The sequence below is a fragment of the Bacillus sp. JJ783 genome, from assembly GCF_036963225.1.
GTDB classification, from domain to species: domain Bacteria; phylum Bacillota; class Bacilli; order Bacillales; family Bacillaceae_G; genus Bacillus_A; species Bacillus_A cereus_U.
Genome location: NZ_JBALMG010000195.1, coordinates 1 through 17062, shown reverse-complemented (window position 1 = coordinate 17062; position 17062 = coordinate 1). Strand labels below are relative to the sequence as shown.

Sequence of the window (17062 nt, the reverse complement as noted above, 5' to 3'; positions counted from 1 at the left end):
GTAAAAGCCCGATTGGTGAGGGCTAAAAATCAGTGGGGATGGACAAAACCCCAACTGATTAAAGTTTCACTTTATATGCAATTTTACATCTCCGCTTGCAAATCACTAAAAAACCTTTAAAATCTAAAGGATGACTAAATATACAAATTCTATCTGCATTCTTTATAAATTAAAAATTATTGAACTCAATACTGTTTCAATTTTAATAAGTATTACATTCTTCATTTTTTTCTTATAAGCATGCTTTTTATAAGGAAATCTGATACAATCCTTAAGTAATATTAATATGTACAGATATTACGAATATAGTACATACTTAAAGAAGGTGATTTTATTGAAAATAAATAAAAATTTACAACTATGTATATTAATTACAACGCTAATATGCTATTCAATCTATTTTATGTTTTTCTTTCTGTTCCCTACTCATTTTTCAAATTTCAATGTACGCTTCGCTTCACTCATCGTTGAAGTCATTACATTTATATCGCTAATTTACTCTATATATTCTAAAAAAGTTAGTTCAAATCCTTTTTGGATATGTATTACAATTGCAATTGGTAGTTTTTTATTAGGAAAAGTAGTATATACGTATCAAGATACCTTTTTCGAACTTCCAATACATCATTTTACTGTTTCTGATGTATTTTACATGTTTTTTCTATTCTTCTGTCTTATCGCTTTCTGCTATAAGATCTTAAAAGAATGCAATAAATGGGAAAAAGCTTTCTTTATTTGTGATATATGTATAGTACTTACTTCCATATTCACATTAGAATGGTATTTATTTAATCAGCCAAATTTAAATATATTCTCACTTTCACTCGGAGATATTTTCCTTTCATTTCTATATCCAATTGCAGATCTATTATTTCTTCTACTAGGTGTTAGTCTCTTTTTCCGCCCAACAATTTTTAAGTCCAAGCGGAAAATTTATATCTTTATTTTTGTATTAATTAGTTCTGCAACTTTTAACTATATTTATTTTTACTTAAATACCCATTTATCAACTGACACTATAACATTTTTACGTCTTTTATATAGAATACCTATATTGCTTATCGCAATAGCTGGGTCTATTTCAGAAGATGATAATAGCCATAAAAATTATTTCATTGTAAACCCTATACTAGGAAAGAAAGTTTTAGTCGTATTTCCCTATCTTGCTGTTGCAATACTAATCGGGTTTACGTTAAAAGAACAAACATCATCTTCAACTCTCATTACAGGGAATTGTATCGCTTTTGTTTTCGTACTTATTCGCCATTCTATTGTGCGTATGCAAAACGACACCCTAACAAAACGTTTACAAGTATTTAATGCTCAACTAGAAGAAAAAGTTACTTTAAGAACTTCTGATTTAGTCCATAAATCAGAGGCCCTATCTCAGAAACAACAAAAATTCAAATCATTATATGAATATCATCCTGACCCTATTTTTACAATTGATTTAAATGGAGTATTCTTAAATGTAAATAAGGCAGGAAGCGTCCTACTCGGAGCACCAACAAACGAGTTACTTGGTGAGACATGTTTTTCTATCATTTTAGATACAGATAAACATAAACTGATATCTGCATTAGAAAAAGTTAAACAACAAGAATCCGCATCTTTACAACTTAGTTCTCAATATAAAGATGGCTTTACTTATTTTTTATACGTTACCATCGTTCCTATTATGATAGATGGACAAATTTCAGGAAGCTATATTATGGTAAAGGATATTACCGCACTAAAAAAACAACAAGAAGAAATAAAATATTTAGCATTCCACGATACTGTAACGAAAATTGGGAACCGATCCTTTTTCCATAGGAAGTTAAGAAAATTTATAAAAAATGCTCAAACAACACAAAGTGAGTTTGCATTATTATATTTAGATTTAGATCGCTTTAAAGTAATTAACGATACACTTGGACATTCGTCAGGTGATTACATATTAGAAGAAGTAGCAAAACGTTTCCAATCATGTCTTCCATCACATACTCATCTGTCAAGAATCGGTGGCGATGAATTTACAATTTTAATCGAAAACTATACGGACCATGATTCCTTATTCAAGTTATGTAACCAATTATTTGAAGGCATGAAAAAACCGTTTGTCCTACATGAGCATAAATTAACTTTATCACTTAGTATCGGCATCGCTATATATCCATCTGGTGGAATTGATACCGCTACACTCTTAAAAAACGCTAATGTTGCAATGTATGATGCTAAGGAAAAAGAGCTTAACTCTGTCTCTATTTATGACGATGTAATCGCTAAAAAAATCGAAAGACGATTACGATTAGAGAAAGATTTACCAAACGCAATTCAAAATGAAGAATTGTTCCTTTTATATCAACCTCAAGTTGATAGCAAATCAAATAAAATTATCGGTGCCGAAGCTTTAATCAGATGGAACCATCCCGAATTAGGTGTTATTTCTCCGTATGAATTTATCCCTATCGCCGAAGAAACACTACAAATTATTCCAATAGGAAAATGGACATTACAGCAAGCCTGTCAGGAAATGAAACGTTGGCATACACTCGGATATTCTCATTTAAAAATAGGAGTAAATTTATCTGCTAAAGAATTTGAACAAGAAGACTTTGTAAAATCTATTTCTTCTACTTTAGCAACTACAGGCTTACCAGCAAGTTCCCTTGATCTAGAATTAACAGAACGAATTGCAATGATGGATGAGAGAGAAACATTGATAAAACTGCGTACACTAAAAAGTTTAGGGATTCACATTTCAATCGACGACTTTGGTACAGGCTATTCTTCCCTAGCCTACTTACCTTTATATCCAATCGATACGTTAAAAATCCCAAGAGAATTTATTACAATGTCTGAAACGTGTGAAGATGGAATGGAAATCATTAAAACGATCATCACATTAGCACATACATTAGGAATGTCTGTCATTGCTGAAGGTGTAGAAACGAAAGAACACGTAAATTTCCTTCAAAAAAATAAATGTCAGTTTATTCAAGGTTATTATTACAGTAAACCTATTTATACAAATGAATTTACTAAGCTGTTAGAAAACGGTATTCGTCCATAGTATATAGCTCTATACAGAATATAATCGGCATAAGTAACAATGAATTTGAACAACTATAGTAAAAAGGAAAGAAGATACCTTCTTTCCTTTTGTTTTTCTATTTAAATTTCTATTACTTCACCACTTCATTTATTATATCTATTAATTGATGAATTCCCTCATCATTTGTTTTCTTAAATCCATTCATGTTTTGAATAGATCTCTCCTTATTGGCATACAACTTATTTACCGCATCTGTAAATGTACTGGCGCTTATTCTATCTTGAAGTAATACTTCCGCATACCCTTGTCGTGCAAAATAGTCAGCATTTAAAACTTGATCCCCTCTACTGGAACCATTAGTTAACGGAATAAGCAACATCGGTTTCTTCAAAAATAACAATTCAGAAATAGCAGTAGAACCCGCTCTGGAAACTACAACACTTGCCATATTCAGTATATGCGGCAACTCTTCGCCTATATATTCAAATTGCATATAACCTTCCATTCCAATAGATGGATCCACCTTCCCTTTACCACACATATGAACAATATTAAAACTTAATAATAATGTATCTAAACTTTTCCTTACCATATCATTTATCCACTTAGCACCTTGACTCCCACCCATTATTAACAGTACCGGTTTATCTTGCCTAAATTTACAATAACTTCTTCCTCGTAATACGTTACCGCTCTCAATTTCTTCCCTTACAATTGGTCCTACATAAACCTTTTTCTCATTACTTACATTCTCCCCTGTATGAGGGAATGTTGTGCATAGTTTTGTAGCAAAAGGTAATGCTATTTTATTTGCTAACCCTAACGTACTATCTGGCTCACGTATTACGATAGGTACATGATTTAACCATGCCCCTATAACTACAGGAACTGAAACAAACCCCCCTGCCGAAAAGATAACGTCAGGCTTCATTTTCTTAATTAATTTATAACTTTGTAAACAACCGTTTATAATTTTAAAAGGATCTTTAAAGTTCTCCCAATCCCAGTATCTCCTAAGCTTCCCTGTTGAAATACTATTATACTTAACATTTTGAACTAATAATTTTTCAATTCCATTTTGAGATCCAATATACTCAACTCCCCATCCTTTTTCCATAAATTTAGGAATCAATACCATATTAATCATTACGTGTCCGGCTGTACCGCCCCCAGTAAAGAGAATCTTTTTATTCATAACTTATATCCACCTTTATCATTAAAAATCTAGCTTTATATTAATCTTTAACTCAAGTCCTATATCTTGTAAGAGATCTTTGATGAGTTCATAAAAATCATTTCCATACTCACTACACTCATACTGAGCAAAAACTTGAATCACATGCCTAGTTCTAGTCTCTAGTGCTGGCTTTATTCGATCAACCTTTTTTTCTTCCACATACGCTCGATATTGATTTATTGCCTCATAGAGGTGCAACACATGTGCTTCTTCATCTTTCCAATCCAGCGTATCAACAATCGAAAGAAATAGCGTACTTTGATTATCTATTGCTTCATAACTATTCATATACTTCTTACACCCTTTTTTATTTTTCATTGAATGCAGATGTCACTGTGCTTCGCATACTCAAGTACATCTTTCAATGATTGATGAAATTGGATTTTCGGGACCCAACCTAACTTTTTTATATCCTCTAACACTAAACTTTTATTTGAGTCACTCTCAAAATTATCTGTTTCTTTTATAGTAAAGTTCAGCTGTGTTAATCCTTTATATTGTTCTAGCACATCTAATAAAGATCGTTTTACTCCTGATCCAATATTATATTCTTTTCCATTTATACCATCACGTAATAACACATGATACGCTTTAACTACATCACGTACATCTAGAAAGTCCCTACTATCTTTCAAACTGTTTACTTCAATAATTGGTTCACTTTTACCCGACTCTATATCTATCATTTTTTTTGCCAGAATAGAACAAATACCATTCGATACTCCTGGACCAATTAAGTTCGAGGGCTTTGCAATGATAATATTTGAATCCATTAACCCACCCCAAGCCTCTGCGACGATTACTTGCATAGTTTTACTTAAACTATATGGATTTGAAAATTTTATGTTGTTCATACTATCTACTTGCAATGCAGATCCTATAACTAATGTTCTACAATGGGGTGCTTCTTGCTTAATTGCTTCTAATAAATATAACGTCCCTATCACATTAATCTCCATGTATTCAAGAGCAGCTGTCCAAGACTCTATGACCGAATTTCTTCCTGCTAAATGCAATACATAGTCTGGCTTTATTTGTTTAATTACCTTCATTACTTCGCCCTTATTAGTTAAATTACAAGTAATTCCATTCCTGCATTTTTCTCTATGTGAACGATTTTGAAACATAGGAATTACATGAAAGCCCTTGTCTAAAAAATATTGGCAAGCATGGCGCCCTGTGAAGCCATTTGCACCAGTTATTAAAAGGCTCACATTTTTTTTCATAGTAAAAATCCTCCTTTTTCTAACATTTGTTTCACCTCATGTTTTGCAAGTAAGTCTTGTTGAGAACTAAAACTCTTCACATCCACAAGCGGATAACTAGCATAATATTCTTGAAGTCCTTCTATAGGAATAGTCGGTAGTACCACAAAATAATTTTGATCAAAACTAATACTTGTTTTACTCTCTACCTCAGATAAAAGCATTTCACTTAATTTTTCACCAGGTCTTATCCCTACCTCTTTTATCTTCACGTTTTCTTTTTTCGAATCTTCAATCAATACTTTTGCTAAATCCGTTATTTTACATGCTGGCATTTTCATAACAAAGATTTCCCCTCCTCTTCCTTCAGATGCTGCTTTAAATAACAATCCAACAGCATCTTCAATTGTTAAGAAAAATCTAGTCATATTTTCATCAGTAATCCCTACCTGTGAAGACTTTTTAATTTGCTTTTTAAAGAGCGGTACCACACTTCCACTCGTCCCTAAAACATTTCCACCACGAACACAAATGAATTTTGTTTTCTTCGTTTGCACATTCGCATGAACCATTAACTTTTCACCAATTGCTTTTGTCATCCCATACGTATTTGATGGGTCGGCCGCTTTATCAGTTGAAACATATATAACTTTCTCAACTTGCTTCTGGATTGATGCTTCAATTACATTTTGCGTACCATGTATATTTGTTTTTATAGCTTCATAAGGATAATACTCACATACTGGAACATGTTTTAAAGCTGCAAGATGGAATACATAATGTACACCTTGGCAAGCATATACGAGTTGGTCTTTATCACGAATATCTCCAATAATAAATTTCAATCTATCTTCATTTATAAACTGTTGCTGCATTTCAAACTGAACTGTTTCATTTCTTGAAAAAACTCTAATTTCTTTCGGTGATTTTTCTAATAGTTGTTTTATAAGTTCATGCCCCCACGAACCTGTACCACCAGTAATTAAAATTATTTTATTAAGCATTCCTTTTCCTCCTACCGGACATTTCATTAAAAATTGTATTTATTAACGCGATTGAATTATTTTCAATTGATTCAAATCATAATCGTCGTTTGTTACATTTAATTGACAAAATAAAAAAACAGAAACTATTAAACATAGTTTCTGTTTTTTATTTCACTTCTTAACAGTAAGATTTTTTCATACTGTTTGCATGATAACTATATTACTTGTAGAAAAACACCGTTCATTTATTTCTTATACTCGTAATAAAATAAATAGAATGGTGCATAGCCAATGCCATGTTTACATTCATGAAAAAAGGGAGGTAATGGAATGTACCGAAGCAATTCAAGCAATTCAAACAACTCAAATAATATATATAACGATCCTTCCAAAGCACTTCCTCTCTCCCTATTCGATGTAAAAAATGAGTTAAAACAAAAAAGCAAACTCATTCATTCTGGCACCATGTATACATTAACGAAAGAAGAGCAACTCATCATCGACAAAATAAAAGTACAGACAAAACAACTAAATAAAAATAACGTCACAAGAACACGTGCATACTATCAATTTTACATTCAATATCCCGAAATACATTGGGCACTACTTGGACATATGGTATCACGTAACGGTGGTTGGAATATGACTGATTTAAAGGGAGACTTATATACGAGGATTTTATCAGAGAAGGATCAAATTACATTTTTTTCTTTTTTAGAAAGAGGAAATTGGCTCATTTTTCAAGATGTATATCCTCAATTTTTGCTATATGAACAAAGTGTTAAAAAATCACAAAAGCTATTTCATCTTCTTCCTCACCTAAATGTTTCTACATTTATGGAAACGATGTGGAACGATTTTTGGAAAACAGGTAACAAAAAAACATTGGCGATCGCAACTATTATTAATGAACAAAACTACTTAGAAAAAAGGGTTATTCAAAATGTACACTTTCAAAAGACTGTACTAAATAGTATTGGATTTAAACTCTTTGATTTCTTTCAGTTTAATCATATCCTTTTCCCATTCTACGAAAATGATAAGAAACAAAAAGTATTACTATTTGGTGATACAATGAAACATTTTACGTCCTTGCATGAACGAATCTTAATTGGAAAAAGGTTGTATTCACTATTATTTCGGGATACACATATTTTATCTCAAATAATAAGTTGGGCCGAGCATCATCCACACACAGGCTCAAGGAAAGATTACTGGCCTCATTTATTTTCAAGTGTAAATGAATCTTTTTCCCGTGAGTTTTATAAACGCCGAATAAAGAAATGCCAGTTGCGTAGTGGTGCATATCGTATATACAGCCCTGCACTCATCTATGCATGGCGCGATATGAAACATGAAGAAGATAAAAGTAAAGATTGGTTTACTGATTGGCAAGTTGTAAATTACTTAGTTGATAAGGAGGAAAGTATAAGTGGACAAATTTCAGAAGACTACTGCAAAACACTCGAAAAAATTGAACTCGCTATTCTCGCAAAGAAAAACGTCCTCCTCCGAGAAGAAGACTGATTTTTTAGCATTAGTAGTTACACTCTTTCTCTCTTCTATTATCGGAACTTACTTAGATGCTTTCTTTATTAATAAACAACTATATTCCTTTCCAGTTAGGCCCTTCTCATCCATATTTTCAGTTAACATAGCTTTTACGTTGTTCGTACTGCCGATTTTAACAGCCTCTTTTATACAAATTTCAAAAACATTATCTACAGTTTCTAGAACTCTATTTATTATTTCAATAGGCGTTTGCGCTAGCATTTTTGAGCAAGTTGCTGAGAGGCTAGGTTTATTTGTACATAATGAGCATTGGCATCATACTTATTCTTTGTTTGGGTATATGATTTTTCTTGCTTTTATTTGGAAAGTATATCGTTGGCTACCAAAATAAAGAGACCGTTATAGGTCTCTTCTTAAGCATACTCTTCAGTTATGGCTAATGATGTAGGTGTTTGCAGACTCTTAGAGCGTAAACGATAGGCAACGACTTTCTTCTTATATTGCTTTATTACATCAACATGTTCCTCATAGCTATATAGAGAAAATCTAATCTCTTTATTCCCTTTTTTCGTATCAATGACTATTGGTGTTCCTTCTCCTTGAGGTGGGAAATAATGTTTATCCAAAAATAAGGCCTCATTAAATTCGTTAATAACTTGTAGTTTCATTTCTCCCTCTATATTTTTTCCATCTATCGATATGGAGGTATTCTCCTCCTCAAGTTTTTGATGTAACTCAAATCTACTAATAATTGATTCTACGACAGAAGTTGGCATACTAGAAACTAGTACTTTAAGAGCACCAAAAATAAATAATGTAACTATAAACCATGTTGTCATTTTAATCATCTCCATTACACTCTAAAATGAGTAGTGTTATACTCCTTATTACGATTCATTAATTTTCAAAATAAAAATTTCATTCCATAAGGTACTAATATACTAATAAGTATCCCTGTTACAATCATCGTTACCGAACCGATAGTTGCTTCTTTCTCTCCCTCTTTCACTAGACGACTCACACCAATGATATGTGATGCGCAGCCCATCCCAACTCCTTTTCCAATTGTACTTGTTATACGGAAAAGTTTAAGTACTGTCGGTCCCATGATAGCACCTGTTATTCCCGCAACAACTACAAAACTAGCAGTCATAGATGGAATACCCCCAATTTGTTCGGCTAATGAAATTGCAATAGGCATCGTCGCTAATTGCGGGATAGTTGTTAATATAAGTTCCTTATCTATATTCAACATTTCCCCAATCACTACATTCAAACTTATTAAAGCCACTATACCGATTACTACCCCAACAAGTATCGATAAGAAGTTTTTCATAAGTATTTTTCGTTCCTTAAATAGTGGTATTGCTAAAGCTACAATCGCAGGGCTCAAGAAACTGGAAAGAATATCTCCCCCATTTTCCTTATAATCTTGATGAGAGATCCCGAAAATAAGGAATATGCAAATCATAATTGCCGTAACTGTTAACACCGGTAAAGTAAATGGAAACGTAAATTTTTTATATAGCTTTGTCGCCAATAAATAAATCACTACAGTAATAAAAATTAAGACCATTTGAATAGCGCACCTTATCAATTTTATTTTTTAGATGTTATTAATAATTGACTTACATAACCTGAAATAATCAATGTTACTAAAGTACTTACAACAACTAGAAAGAACATAATACTACCCTTACTTAAAAGAAATGAACCGTATTCCATTAGCCCCGTCGTTGAAGGAATTAAAAATAAAGGTAAAAATACTATTAGCTTTTCTGCACCTATCTCAAACCATTTTAATGGCAAAATGCGAGTAGAAAGAAGCAGAAAAAGAATTAACATTCCTATTAAACTTCCTGGCATAGATAGATGAAATACTTCCTGAATCCATACACCAACCAAACTAAACATATATAGCACTCCTACTTGAAGTAAAAGCTTCAAAAACTTCAATTGCTACTCCCCATTTCAATACCAAATCCCCACAATTTATTATTGAATCTCGTTTAATGTCTCTGCAAATCTTGTAATTCCAAGCTGAATTTGTTCGACATTCGCTCTGCCAAAAGTAAATCGTATATATTCACTTTTCGAACCTAGGACGCTTCCTGGGACAAATGCTACACCATTGCGTATAGATTCACCTAGTAAATGGTATTCATCAAACGTTCCTTGCACTTTACACCATAAATGTATTCCGCCCTCTGGAACAAAAAATCCAACCTGGTCCCCTAATATTTCTTCAAGCTTTCTAATTAACTCATCTCTTCTTTGCTTCAGTTGTCCACGAAGCATCGTAATATGCGTATGAAAATCCTCAGATTCTAAAAATTGGTTCGCTACCCACTGTGTAAATACACTATGACCGAAATCAACTTGCTGCTTCGCATCTGCCAATCGCTCAATTACGCGCGTGGGGCCAATTACCCAACCAATACGTAATCCTGATGCAACAATTTTTGATAATGAGCTTACATAAAGAACATTCCCATTTTGATCCATCGATTTCAATGTTGGATTCACTTCTCCATTAAAAGAAGTCAAACTATACGGATCATCTTCTACAATCGGTATACCAAATTCAGAAGATAGTTCTAAAACCTTTTTACGTCTTGCCAACGAAAGTACCGTTCCAGTTGGATTTTGATAATCTGGATTTAAAAATACCATACGAATGCGATGCTTTTTGTGCAAATCGATTAAGTCATCGGGATTCATTCCATGCTCATCAACTGGTAAACGGAATATGTTTAAACCTGCTGATTTAAACATCGGAAGTGAATAACAATAGGAAGGATCCTCAATTGCAATCGCATCGCCAGGTTTTAACAAACATTGAACGATAAGATTAAGTGCCTGCTGAGCTCCAGATGTAATAAGAATAGAGCTTGAATCTGCTTCTATTTGTTTATATTGCTCGACATGTGCCGCAATTGTTTTTCGCAACATTTCATTTCCAAGTGGATGGTCATAACCGAGATTTTCCATAAATGTTTTCTCCGACAAAATTGTTCGAAATCTATCACTCGGAATTAATTCTGGTGACAATTCACCACTCGCTAAATTGATTAAATCATCTTTTTGTGTTTCCGTTCGAATTTGTTGAACAAGTGGTACATTAGGCAAGAACGATCCATCCTCAACGTACCTACCCCAGTTCGGTATTCGTTTATGTGACACACCCCATATGTCTGTATTCACCCGGGTGCCGCTTCCTTTTTGCCGTTCTACTACCCCAAGTGATTTTAATTCCTCATAAGCAGCTACTACCGTACTCCGGTTCACTTGTAACTCCTGTGCTAACATACGCTCAGAAGGTAATTTTCTATCAGAAGGGAATTCACCGGTAGAAATGCCTCTTTCAATGTAATCAGCAATTTGTTTATAAACTGGTATCTTATTTTCACGATTCGGTTGCCATTCCATTTAGTTCCCTCCTCTCCAAGCAGGTGTCCTGAATTCATTAATAATAGTATTCACTGTGAAAATGGTATTAATCAAACGCATGATTTAAAAATGTCTCAACCGTCACATTAAAACTAGTAGGCTGTTCTAAATAAGGCAAGTGCCCACTATCTTTCAACTCAACGAAAGTCACGTTTCTCAGGTGTTTTTCAAATTCTCTCACATACTTTTCCGGAACAAAATAATCATTCTCTCCTCGTATTATTAATGCAGGACATGCAATGTTAGAGAGGTATGGTCTTTGATCGTAATCAACTAATTCAGCGAATAGCCTTTGAATATGCATCGGATTAATAGTTTGTAGGGATTGATGAAATCCTCGGACAATTGCATCATTATCTTCTACTCCCATTGCTCTCAATAACGTACCCGCCCAAGTTTTCCCTTTATCATGCAAGCTAAATAAATCATATACTTCAAGTCGTTCTTTACGATCTGCCGGTTCTAAATAGGGAAATGCATTTACAACAATTAATCTAGAAACAAAACCTGGATATTGAATAGCAAAATCGATACCAACTCTAGCTCCCTTTGAAAGACCGCAAATTGTTACTGATTTTAGCTTTAAATGACTACATAACTCATATGAAACATTTGAATATTCTTTAAAGTTAATCTCCATCCCTTCAGATTTCCCATGCCCAGGTAAATCGAGTGAGATTACGCTCCATTTCTTCTTGAAGTATTTTCTTTGATATAACCAATTATTCGAATTCCCTCCAAGACCGTGCAAAAATAATATGACAGGACCCGATCCTTCTATATTGTAAAAAACCTTTCGATTCTTATATTCAAAATACATATTCATCACCTTCAGATGTAGCATCACATATTTTTATCTTTGAATGAATATATCCAAAACGGTTCTCTTTCTAACCACTCAACTGTTTCTAAAACACCGTCTTCATACTCTCTTTCCAGCTCATCCACTTTAGTTGTAAATTGTGATGCATGTGCTCGTAATGCCTCTAATTTTTTCGGAACATATTCCGTCACTTCATTTTTAAAATCTGGAGGGCCTATTTTATCTTCATGATTTTTCGAAAAAGCTACAGCATAAAAGACCGGTCGTTTACTTTCCGAAATATTAGCTAATGCCTCTACTACCGCTTCCCCTGTTGCATCGTGATCTGGATGAACTGCATACCCAGGATAGAAAGAAATAACTACAGAAGGATTCAATTCTTCAATACAGTTTTGAATCAGACTTCTTAATTTTTCAGGCTCTTCAAATTCAAGAGTTTTATCACGATATCCCATCATACGTAAATCTTCAATCCCTAAAATATTTGTAGCTCGCTTTAACTCTTTCTCTCTAATAGCATATAAAGACTCACGTGTTGCAAAAGGTGGATCCCCCATCGCTCTCCCCATTTCACCAAGTGTTAAGCAAACATAAGTAAGAGGGACTTTCTGCTCAGTATAAGCCAAAATTGTGCCAGCCACGCAATACGACTCATCATCTGGATGCGGGAAAACAACTAAAACGTGGCGCTCATTTTTCATCAATATATTAACTCCTTCATCATATATAAACTCTATAAAATAACGACCGCATACCAAGTAACTCCTACAAGAAGCACTAAAAGAAGAATGATATAGATAGCTGATAAGTTTTTCACATTCCTCTTTGTAGACTTACCGTAATTCTCCTCCACATTTCGTGCAACTAGTACGGTCCCAAACAGTGATACAACTACAATAATAACAACTAGTGAAATCGCAAAACTCATTGTCTTTTCACCTCTCTAAAACCAGTCTATTTAAACAAAGGAGATACATATAAAATGTCCTTCTTAAGGTATCAATAAAATACTACCTTTCTTCTCTTATCATAATAGAAGTTTGCGAAAAACGGACCAACCACTTTTAGGTTTTTTTGCTCATCCACTTCAAAATAAAAAGCAACTGATCTCCTAGAATCAGTTGCTTTTTTACAAGGCTAATTATATTCATTTTCACTTAAAATTAATCCGATTTAAAAGTTTGGTCTTTTCATAATGAAACATCGATTGAGATAACTCAAAAATGGTTCCATTTACAAGATGAACTGTATTTTCAATAAGAAGTGCCGGATCACCTTCATTTATTTCTAAAAGCTGTGCATTTTCTTTATTTACTTTTTCACAACTAATAACTTTATCGGCAAAGCCAATATTTAATCGTAAATCTTCAATGAAATAACTGTATACAGAGCTTAATGCTATTTCTTCATTCAAATAAGGAATGATATCCTTTTTGAAATAACTTACTTCAATAGAGAATGGTTTCCCATCTACAATTCTTAAGCGCTTCAAAAAATATAACCTAGTTCCAACTTCACATTGCATCCGCTTTGCTATCTCTTCGTCCGCATCTATTACTTCAAGCTCTAACACTTTCGTTTCAATATTTTGTGAAACGAGGTTTTTCGTTAATCCACGCAAACTGCCTAGATTAATGTAATCTGTTACAGAAGTTTCACGTAAAAACATGCCACTACCTTGCACTTGAAAAATATAGCCTCTATTAACAAGCTGGCTAATCACTTTACGTATCGTATTACGACTTACTTCAAATCGGTTCATCAACGCTTCTTCTGTAGGTAGTTTTTTCGTTTCATTAAAAAGTCCTTCTCGAATGTCTTGCTCTAAAATATCTGCAATTTGTTTATACTTTGCACTCATACACTTTCTCCTAAAATACTCTTTTATCTTTTATAAATTTTCTCCTCTCGTTTCGATAATATGCTTATACCAATGAAACGAAAGTTTCTTCTTACGTTTTAAGTTATCATTATGATCGACAAAAATAAAGCCATATTGCTTTTTATATCCATTTAGCCAACTTAACAAGTCAATAACTGACCATGCATAATAGCCTTTTAAATTAATCCCTTCTTGAATCGCACGCTTCATTACTTTTAAATGCTCTTCAATGAATTTAATTCTCGGAACATCTACAATTTCTCCGTCAATGATTGGATCTTCATCACCAAGTCCATTTTCTGTCACATACATCTTTATGTCACCGTAACGTTCTTTCAACATATGCAATCCATCTAAGAAACCTTCCGGAGATATTTCCCATCCCCATTTTGTATATGTTTTATCTTCCATTTTAACTGTTCGATAAAACCCATCAAAAGAAGGGTTACCCGGAGCAAGTGTTGAGTTTTCTCGAGAATGCTCCTCGCTCTTTATATCCATATCGTATTTTTCTACTCGTATCGGTTGATAATAATTCAAGCCAATAAAATCATTTTTTTCGGCATTTTGTTTAATGATTTCTAATTCTTCAACCGTCCAATTAGGAGTCCATCCTTTTTCCTTTAATTCCTGCACAACATAAGACGGATACTCACCTTTTAAAACTGGATCATAGTACCAATACATTTCATATTCATTCGCATGATTTGCTGCTAGTATATTTTCTTTTTGATCATCCACACTATACGCAGGTAAGAAAACATGCGTAATCCCAATCTCTCCATATTGTTTCAACTGCTTGTACACTGCAACTGTTTTTGCATGTGCATAAAATACATAATGAGTCGCTTGAAAATACTTTGGAACATCATTTTGTATTCCAGGTGGATGTGCACCTTTTAAGTACCCTAATCCACAAAACATCACTGTTTCATTAAAAGTAATCCAATGTTTAACTCTATCACCAAATGCCTTAAAGCAAATCTCTGCGTACTTTACAAAAGCTTCTGCTGTTCGTTTATTCGTCCATCCACCGTCTTTTTCTAAAGTTAATGGTAGATCCCAATGATATAAAGTTACAAACGGTACAATCCCGTATTTTAAACATTCATCAATTAAGTTGTTATAAAATGCTATTCCTTTTTCATTTACCTCTCCATCTCCAGTCGGCAAAATTCTCGCCCAAGAAATAGAAAAACGATACGATTCTAATCCCATCTCAGCCATTAAGCGAACATCTTCCTTATATCGATGATAATGATCAACAGCTACATCACCATTTGTCCCATTGTATGTTTTGCCAGGAATTTTTGAAAACTCATCCCAATTCGTAACACCTTTTCCATCTTCATTCCATGCACCTTCTACTTGATAAGAAGCTGAAGCAGCCCCGAATAAAAAATCATGTGGAAACTTCATAGTATATACCTCCGTTTCATTATAATAAATCAAATTTATTACTACATATAAAATTTATAGGTACAAATTCATATGTGTAATTATAGCGTAAGTTTCGATTTTTTTCTATCATGAACGTACGATATGTAAAACTATATTTAATTTTAATTTTTAGAAAACAAAAAAGAAGCGACGTAGTTCATCGCTTCTTACAATCACCATCTTTACTCTTTTATAAGTGACTTATTCGCTCTTATAACTTCTTGATAAAGTAATGGTGACCATTTTTCATTTATATAATCTTGAATTATCCAGCCCACTCTCGTAGGATTCTTTTGCTTCATATAGTTTGCAATTTCAGGATTTATGTAGGACGCATAATAATATGGACTATTCCATGCTGTACCACCAGAAGACAAGCTTGTAAAATTAATATATAGATGATTAAAATCTTCACTATTGTTAATCGTTTCATTTATCGTATCTTTAATAGATTTTACTTTCTCATCATAACTCACTTTATATTTATCTTGTACTGTTACATTTACATTTGTAGTAAACGTCTCATTGTCTGGCCAATAAAAATTATTATATCCTCCAGACTCATTACTGCCACTATATCTTTTTAATAATACAATTTTCCCACGAGCATCTCCAAGTTTTATATTTCCTTCTGTTTTTAAAAAGATAGGATCAAGGAAATAATTTTTTTCAAACGTACTACTAAATGAGTTTTCCGCTCCTTTCATATCCTCATACTCTTTTTTTAAAGACATAATAATCGTTTCACTTGGGTTATCTTTTAAAAATTGTTTCGCTTCATTTATAAATCCGCGTAATGTTACATAAAGATATAATGGCCCATGATGAAGAACTATCGTATTATCATCTGTTAAACGCCCTCTTATATCAAAAATTCTAGCTCCGTGATCCGTTTGATAACGAAAATCATATTCTTGCGTCATTCCCCATACTTGCTTTATCGGATTTTGCAACTTGAACGTTCCACTATCATGTGTTCCTGGAATTGAAATTCGTGTTAACGGTATGTCATCAGGTATAGGTTTCATCCATTTTGACCAGTTTTCAAGCCCATTACCAGAGCTAGCAGCAATTGCTTGCTTATCATTCAAAGCAAATACAAATGTGCTAAGTATAGTACTACATATGAATAATTTCAAAATAAACTTCTTATTGCTCATTTTTATTCCTCTCTTTTTCTGTTTTTACATCAAACTTATTGAATATAATATAAGCTACTTAATAAAAAATAAATAATATTTCATAAATATGAAATATTACATAGAAGTAAAATTAAAAAATCATTCACATATTCTCAATGCATTAGGAAAATTTAAAGTCCCTTTCTACTAGATAAATTATAGTAATCAACAACATAAACTTCAATGGGCTTTCATATGCAATATTTCATATTTGGGTCCTACATGATATAAATAAAAAACTTATGATGATTATTTATTCTGTACGTGCTAATATACTTATATTAAAATATAAATACATACCTTATATAC

Annotated in this window: 17 protein-coding genes; 3 read left to right on the top strand and 14 right to left on the bottom strand. The window is 33.0% G+C overall.

What is annotated here, in order from left to right:
• The first annotated feature begins 334 nt into the window (after positions 1 to 334).
• Positions 335 to 3055 (top strand): EAL domain-containing protein, encoded by a 2721-nt coding sequence (locus V7038_RS27635; RefSeq protein WP_335695946.1) that lies wholly within the window; start codon positions 335 to 337, stop codon positions 3053 to 3055.
• A 112-nt stretch (positions 3056 to 3167) separates the two neighbouring features.
• On the opposite strand, the gene V7038_RS27630 is transcribed toward V7038_RS27635, so the two are convergent.
• The 4 genes from V7038_RS27630 to V7038_RS27615 are packed head-to-tail and all read right to left on the bottom strand — an operon-like array spanning position 3168 to position 6483.
• Positions 3168 to 4232, bottom strand: coding sequence for an undecaprenyldiphospho-muramoylpentapeptide beta-N-acetylglucosaminyltransferase (locus V7038_RS27630; protein ID WP_070128924.1), 1065 nt, complete (start codon positions 4230 to 4232; stop codon positions 3168 to 3170).
• Positions 4233 to 4253: 21 nt separating this feature from the next.
• Positions 4254 to 4592 carry a DUF6572 domain-containing protein gene (locus V7038_RS27625; RefSeq protein ID WP_002111306.1) on the bottom strand — a complete coding sequence of 113 codons (339 nt, stop codon included), beginning with the start codon at positions 4590 to 4592 and terminating at the stop codon, positions 4254 to 4256.
• Positions 4589 to 5500 (bottom strand): NAD-dependent epimerase/dehydratase family protein, encoded by a 912-nt coding sequence (locus V7038_RS27620; protein WP_002111307.1) that lies wholly within the window; start codon positions 5498 to 5500, stop codon positions 4589 to 4591. Before V7038_RS27620 ends, V7038_RS27625 begins: the two co-directional genes overlap by 4 nt.
• A complete protein-coding gene (locus V7038_RS27615) occupies positions 5497 to 6483 on the bottom strand; it encodes a UDP-N-acetylglucosamine 4,6-dehydratase family protein (protein WP_002111308.1) in 987 nt (328 codons plus the stop codon). The genes V7038_RS27620 and V7038_RS27615 overlap by 4 nt, the downstream gene beginning before the upstream one ends.
• A gap of 312 nt (positions 6484 to 6795) precedes the next feature.
• Between V7038_RS27615 and V7038_RS27610 the strand changes: the two genes are divergently transcribed.
• A complete protein-coding gene (locus tag V7038_RS27610; RefSeq protein WP_002111309.1) occupies positions 6796 to 7992 on the top strand; it encodes a DUF2515 domain-containing protein in 1197 nt (398 codons plus the stop codon).
• Positions 7940 to 8368, top strand: a complete 429-nt coding sequence (locus V7038_RS27605) for a CBO0543 family protein (RefSeq protein WP_081338515.1) — start codon at positions 7940 to 7942, stop codon at positions 8366 to 8368. The genes V7038_RS27610 and V7038_RS27605 overlap by 53 nt, the downstream gene beginning before the upstream one ends.
• A 22-nt stretch (positions 8369 to 8390) precedes the next feature.
• Here V7038_RS27605 and V7038_RS27600 read toward each other — a convergent pair whose 3' ends face one another.
• The 10 genes from V7038_RS27600 to V7038_RS27555 all read right to left on the bottom strand — a co-directional run bounded on the left by V7038_RS27600 (position 8391) and on the right by V7038_RS27555 (position 16732).
• Entirely contained in the window at positions 8391 to 8816 is a 426-nt protein-coding gene (locus V7038_RS27600; protein WP_002111310.1) for a YfmQ family protein, read from the bottom strand.
• A 65-nt stretch (positions 8817 to 8881) separates the two neighbouring features.
• Positions 8882 to 9553 (bottom strand): LrgB family protein, encoded by a 672-nt coding sequence (locus V7038_RS27595; protein ID WP_002111311.1) that lies wholly within the window; start codon positions 9551 to 9553, stop codon positions 8882 to 8884.
• A gap of 23 nt (positions 9554 to 9576) precedes the next feature.
• Positions 9577 to 9933, bottom strand: a complete 357-nt coding sequence (locus V7038_RS27590; protein ID WP_033710841.1) for a CidA/LrgA family holin-like protein — start codon at positions 9931 to 9933, stop codon at positions 9577 to 9579.
• Positions 9934 to 9972: 39 nt separating this feature from the next.
• Positions 9973 to 11406, bottom strand: a complete 1434-nt coding sequence (locus V7038_RS27585) for a PLP-dependent aminotransferase family protein (protein WP_002111313.1) — start codon at positions 11404 to 11406, stop codon at positions 9973 to 9975.
• 67 nt (positions 11407 to 11473) lie between these two features.
• Positions 11474 to 12271, bottom strand: coding sequence for an alpha/beta fold hydrolase (locus V7038_RS27580; RefSeq protein ID WP_002111314.1), 798 nt, complete (start codon positions 12269 to 12271; stop codon positions 11474 to 11476).
• The gene (gene bshB2, locus V7038_RS27575; protein WP_002111316.1) at positions 12271 to 12951 is read right to left on the bottom strand and encodes a bacillithiol biosynthesis deacetylase BshB2; all 681 of its coding nucleotides are present in this window, start codon (positions 12949 to 12951) and stop codon (positions 12271 to 12273) included. The genes V7038_RS27580 and bshB2 overlap by 1 nt, the downstream gene beginning before the upstream one ends.
• Before the next feature lie 32 nt (positions 12952 to 12983).
• Positions 12984 to 13178, bottom strand: a complete 195-nt coding sequence (locus V7038_RS27570) for a hypothetical protein (RefSeq protein WP_002066705.1) — start codon at positions 13176 to 13178, stop codon at positions 12984 to 12986.
• 225 nt (positions 13179 to 13403) lie between these two features.
• A complete protein-coding gene (locus V7038_RS27565; RefSeq protein ID WP_002111317.1) occupies positions 13404 to 14111 on the bottom strand; it encodes a GntR family transcriptional regulator in 708 nt (235 codons plus the stop codon).
• A gap of 30 nt (positions 14112 to 14141) precedes the next feature.
• The gene (locus V7038_RS27560) at positions 14142 to 15551 is read right to left on the bottom strand and encodes a GH1 family beta-glucosidase (protein ID WP_078172953.1); all 1410 of its coding nucleotides are present in this window, start codon (positions 15549 to 15551) and stop codon (positions 14142 to 14144) included.
• 203 nt (positions 15552 to 15754) lie between these two features.
• Positions 15755 to 16732 carry a phosphatidylinositol-specific phospholipase C gene (locus tag V7038_RS27555; protein ID WP_335695945.1) on the bottom strand — a complete coding sequence of 326 codons (978 nt, stop codon included), beginning with the start codon at positions 16730 to 16732 and terminating at the stop codon, positions 15755 to 15757.
• Between the last annotated feature and the right edge of the window lie 330 nt (positions 16733 to 17062).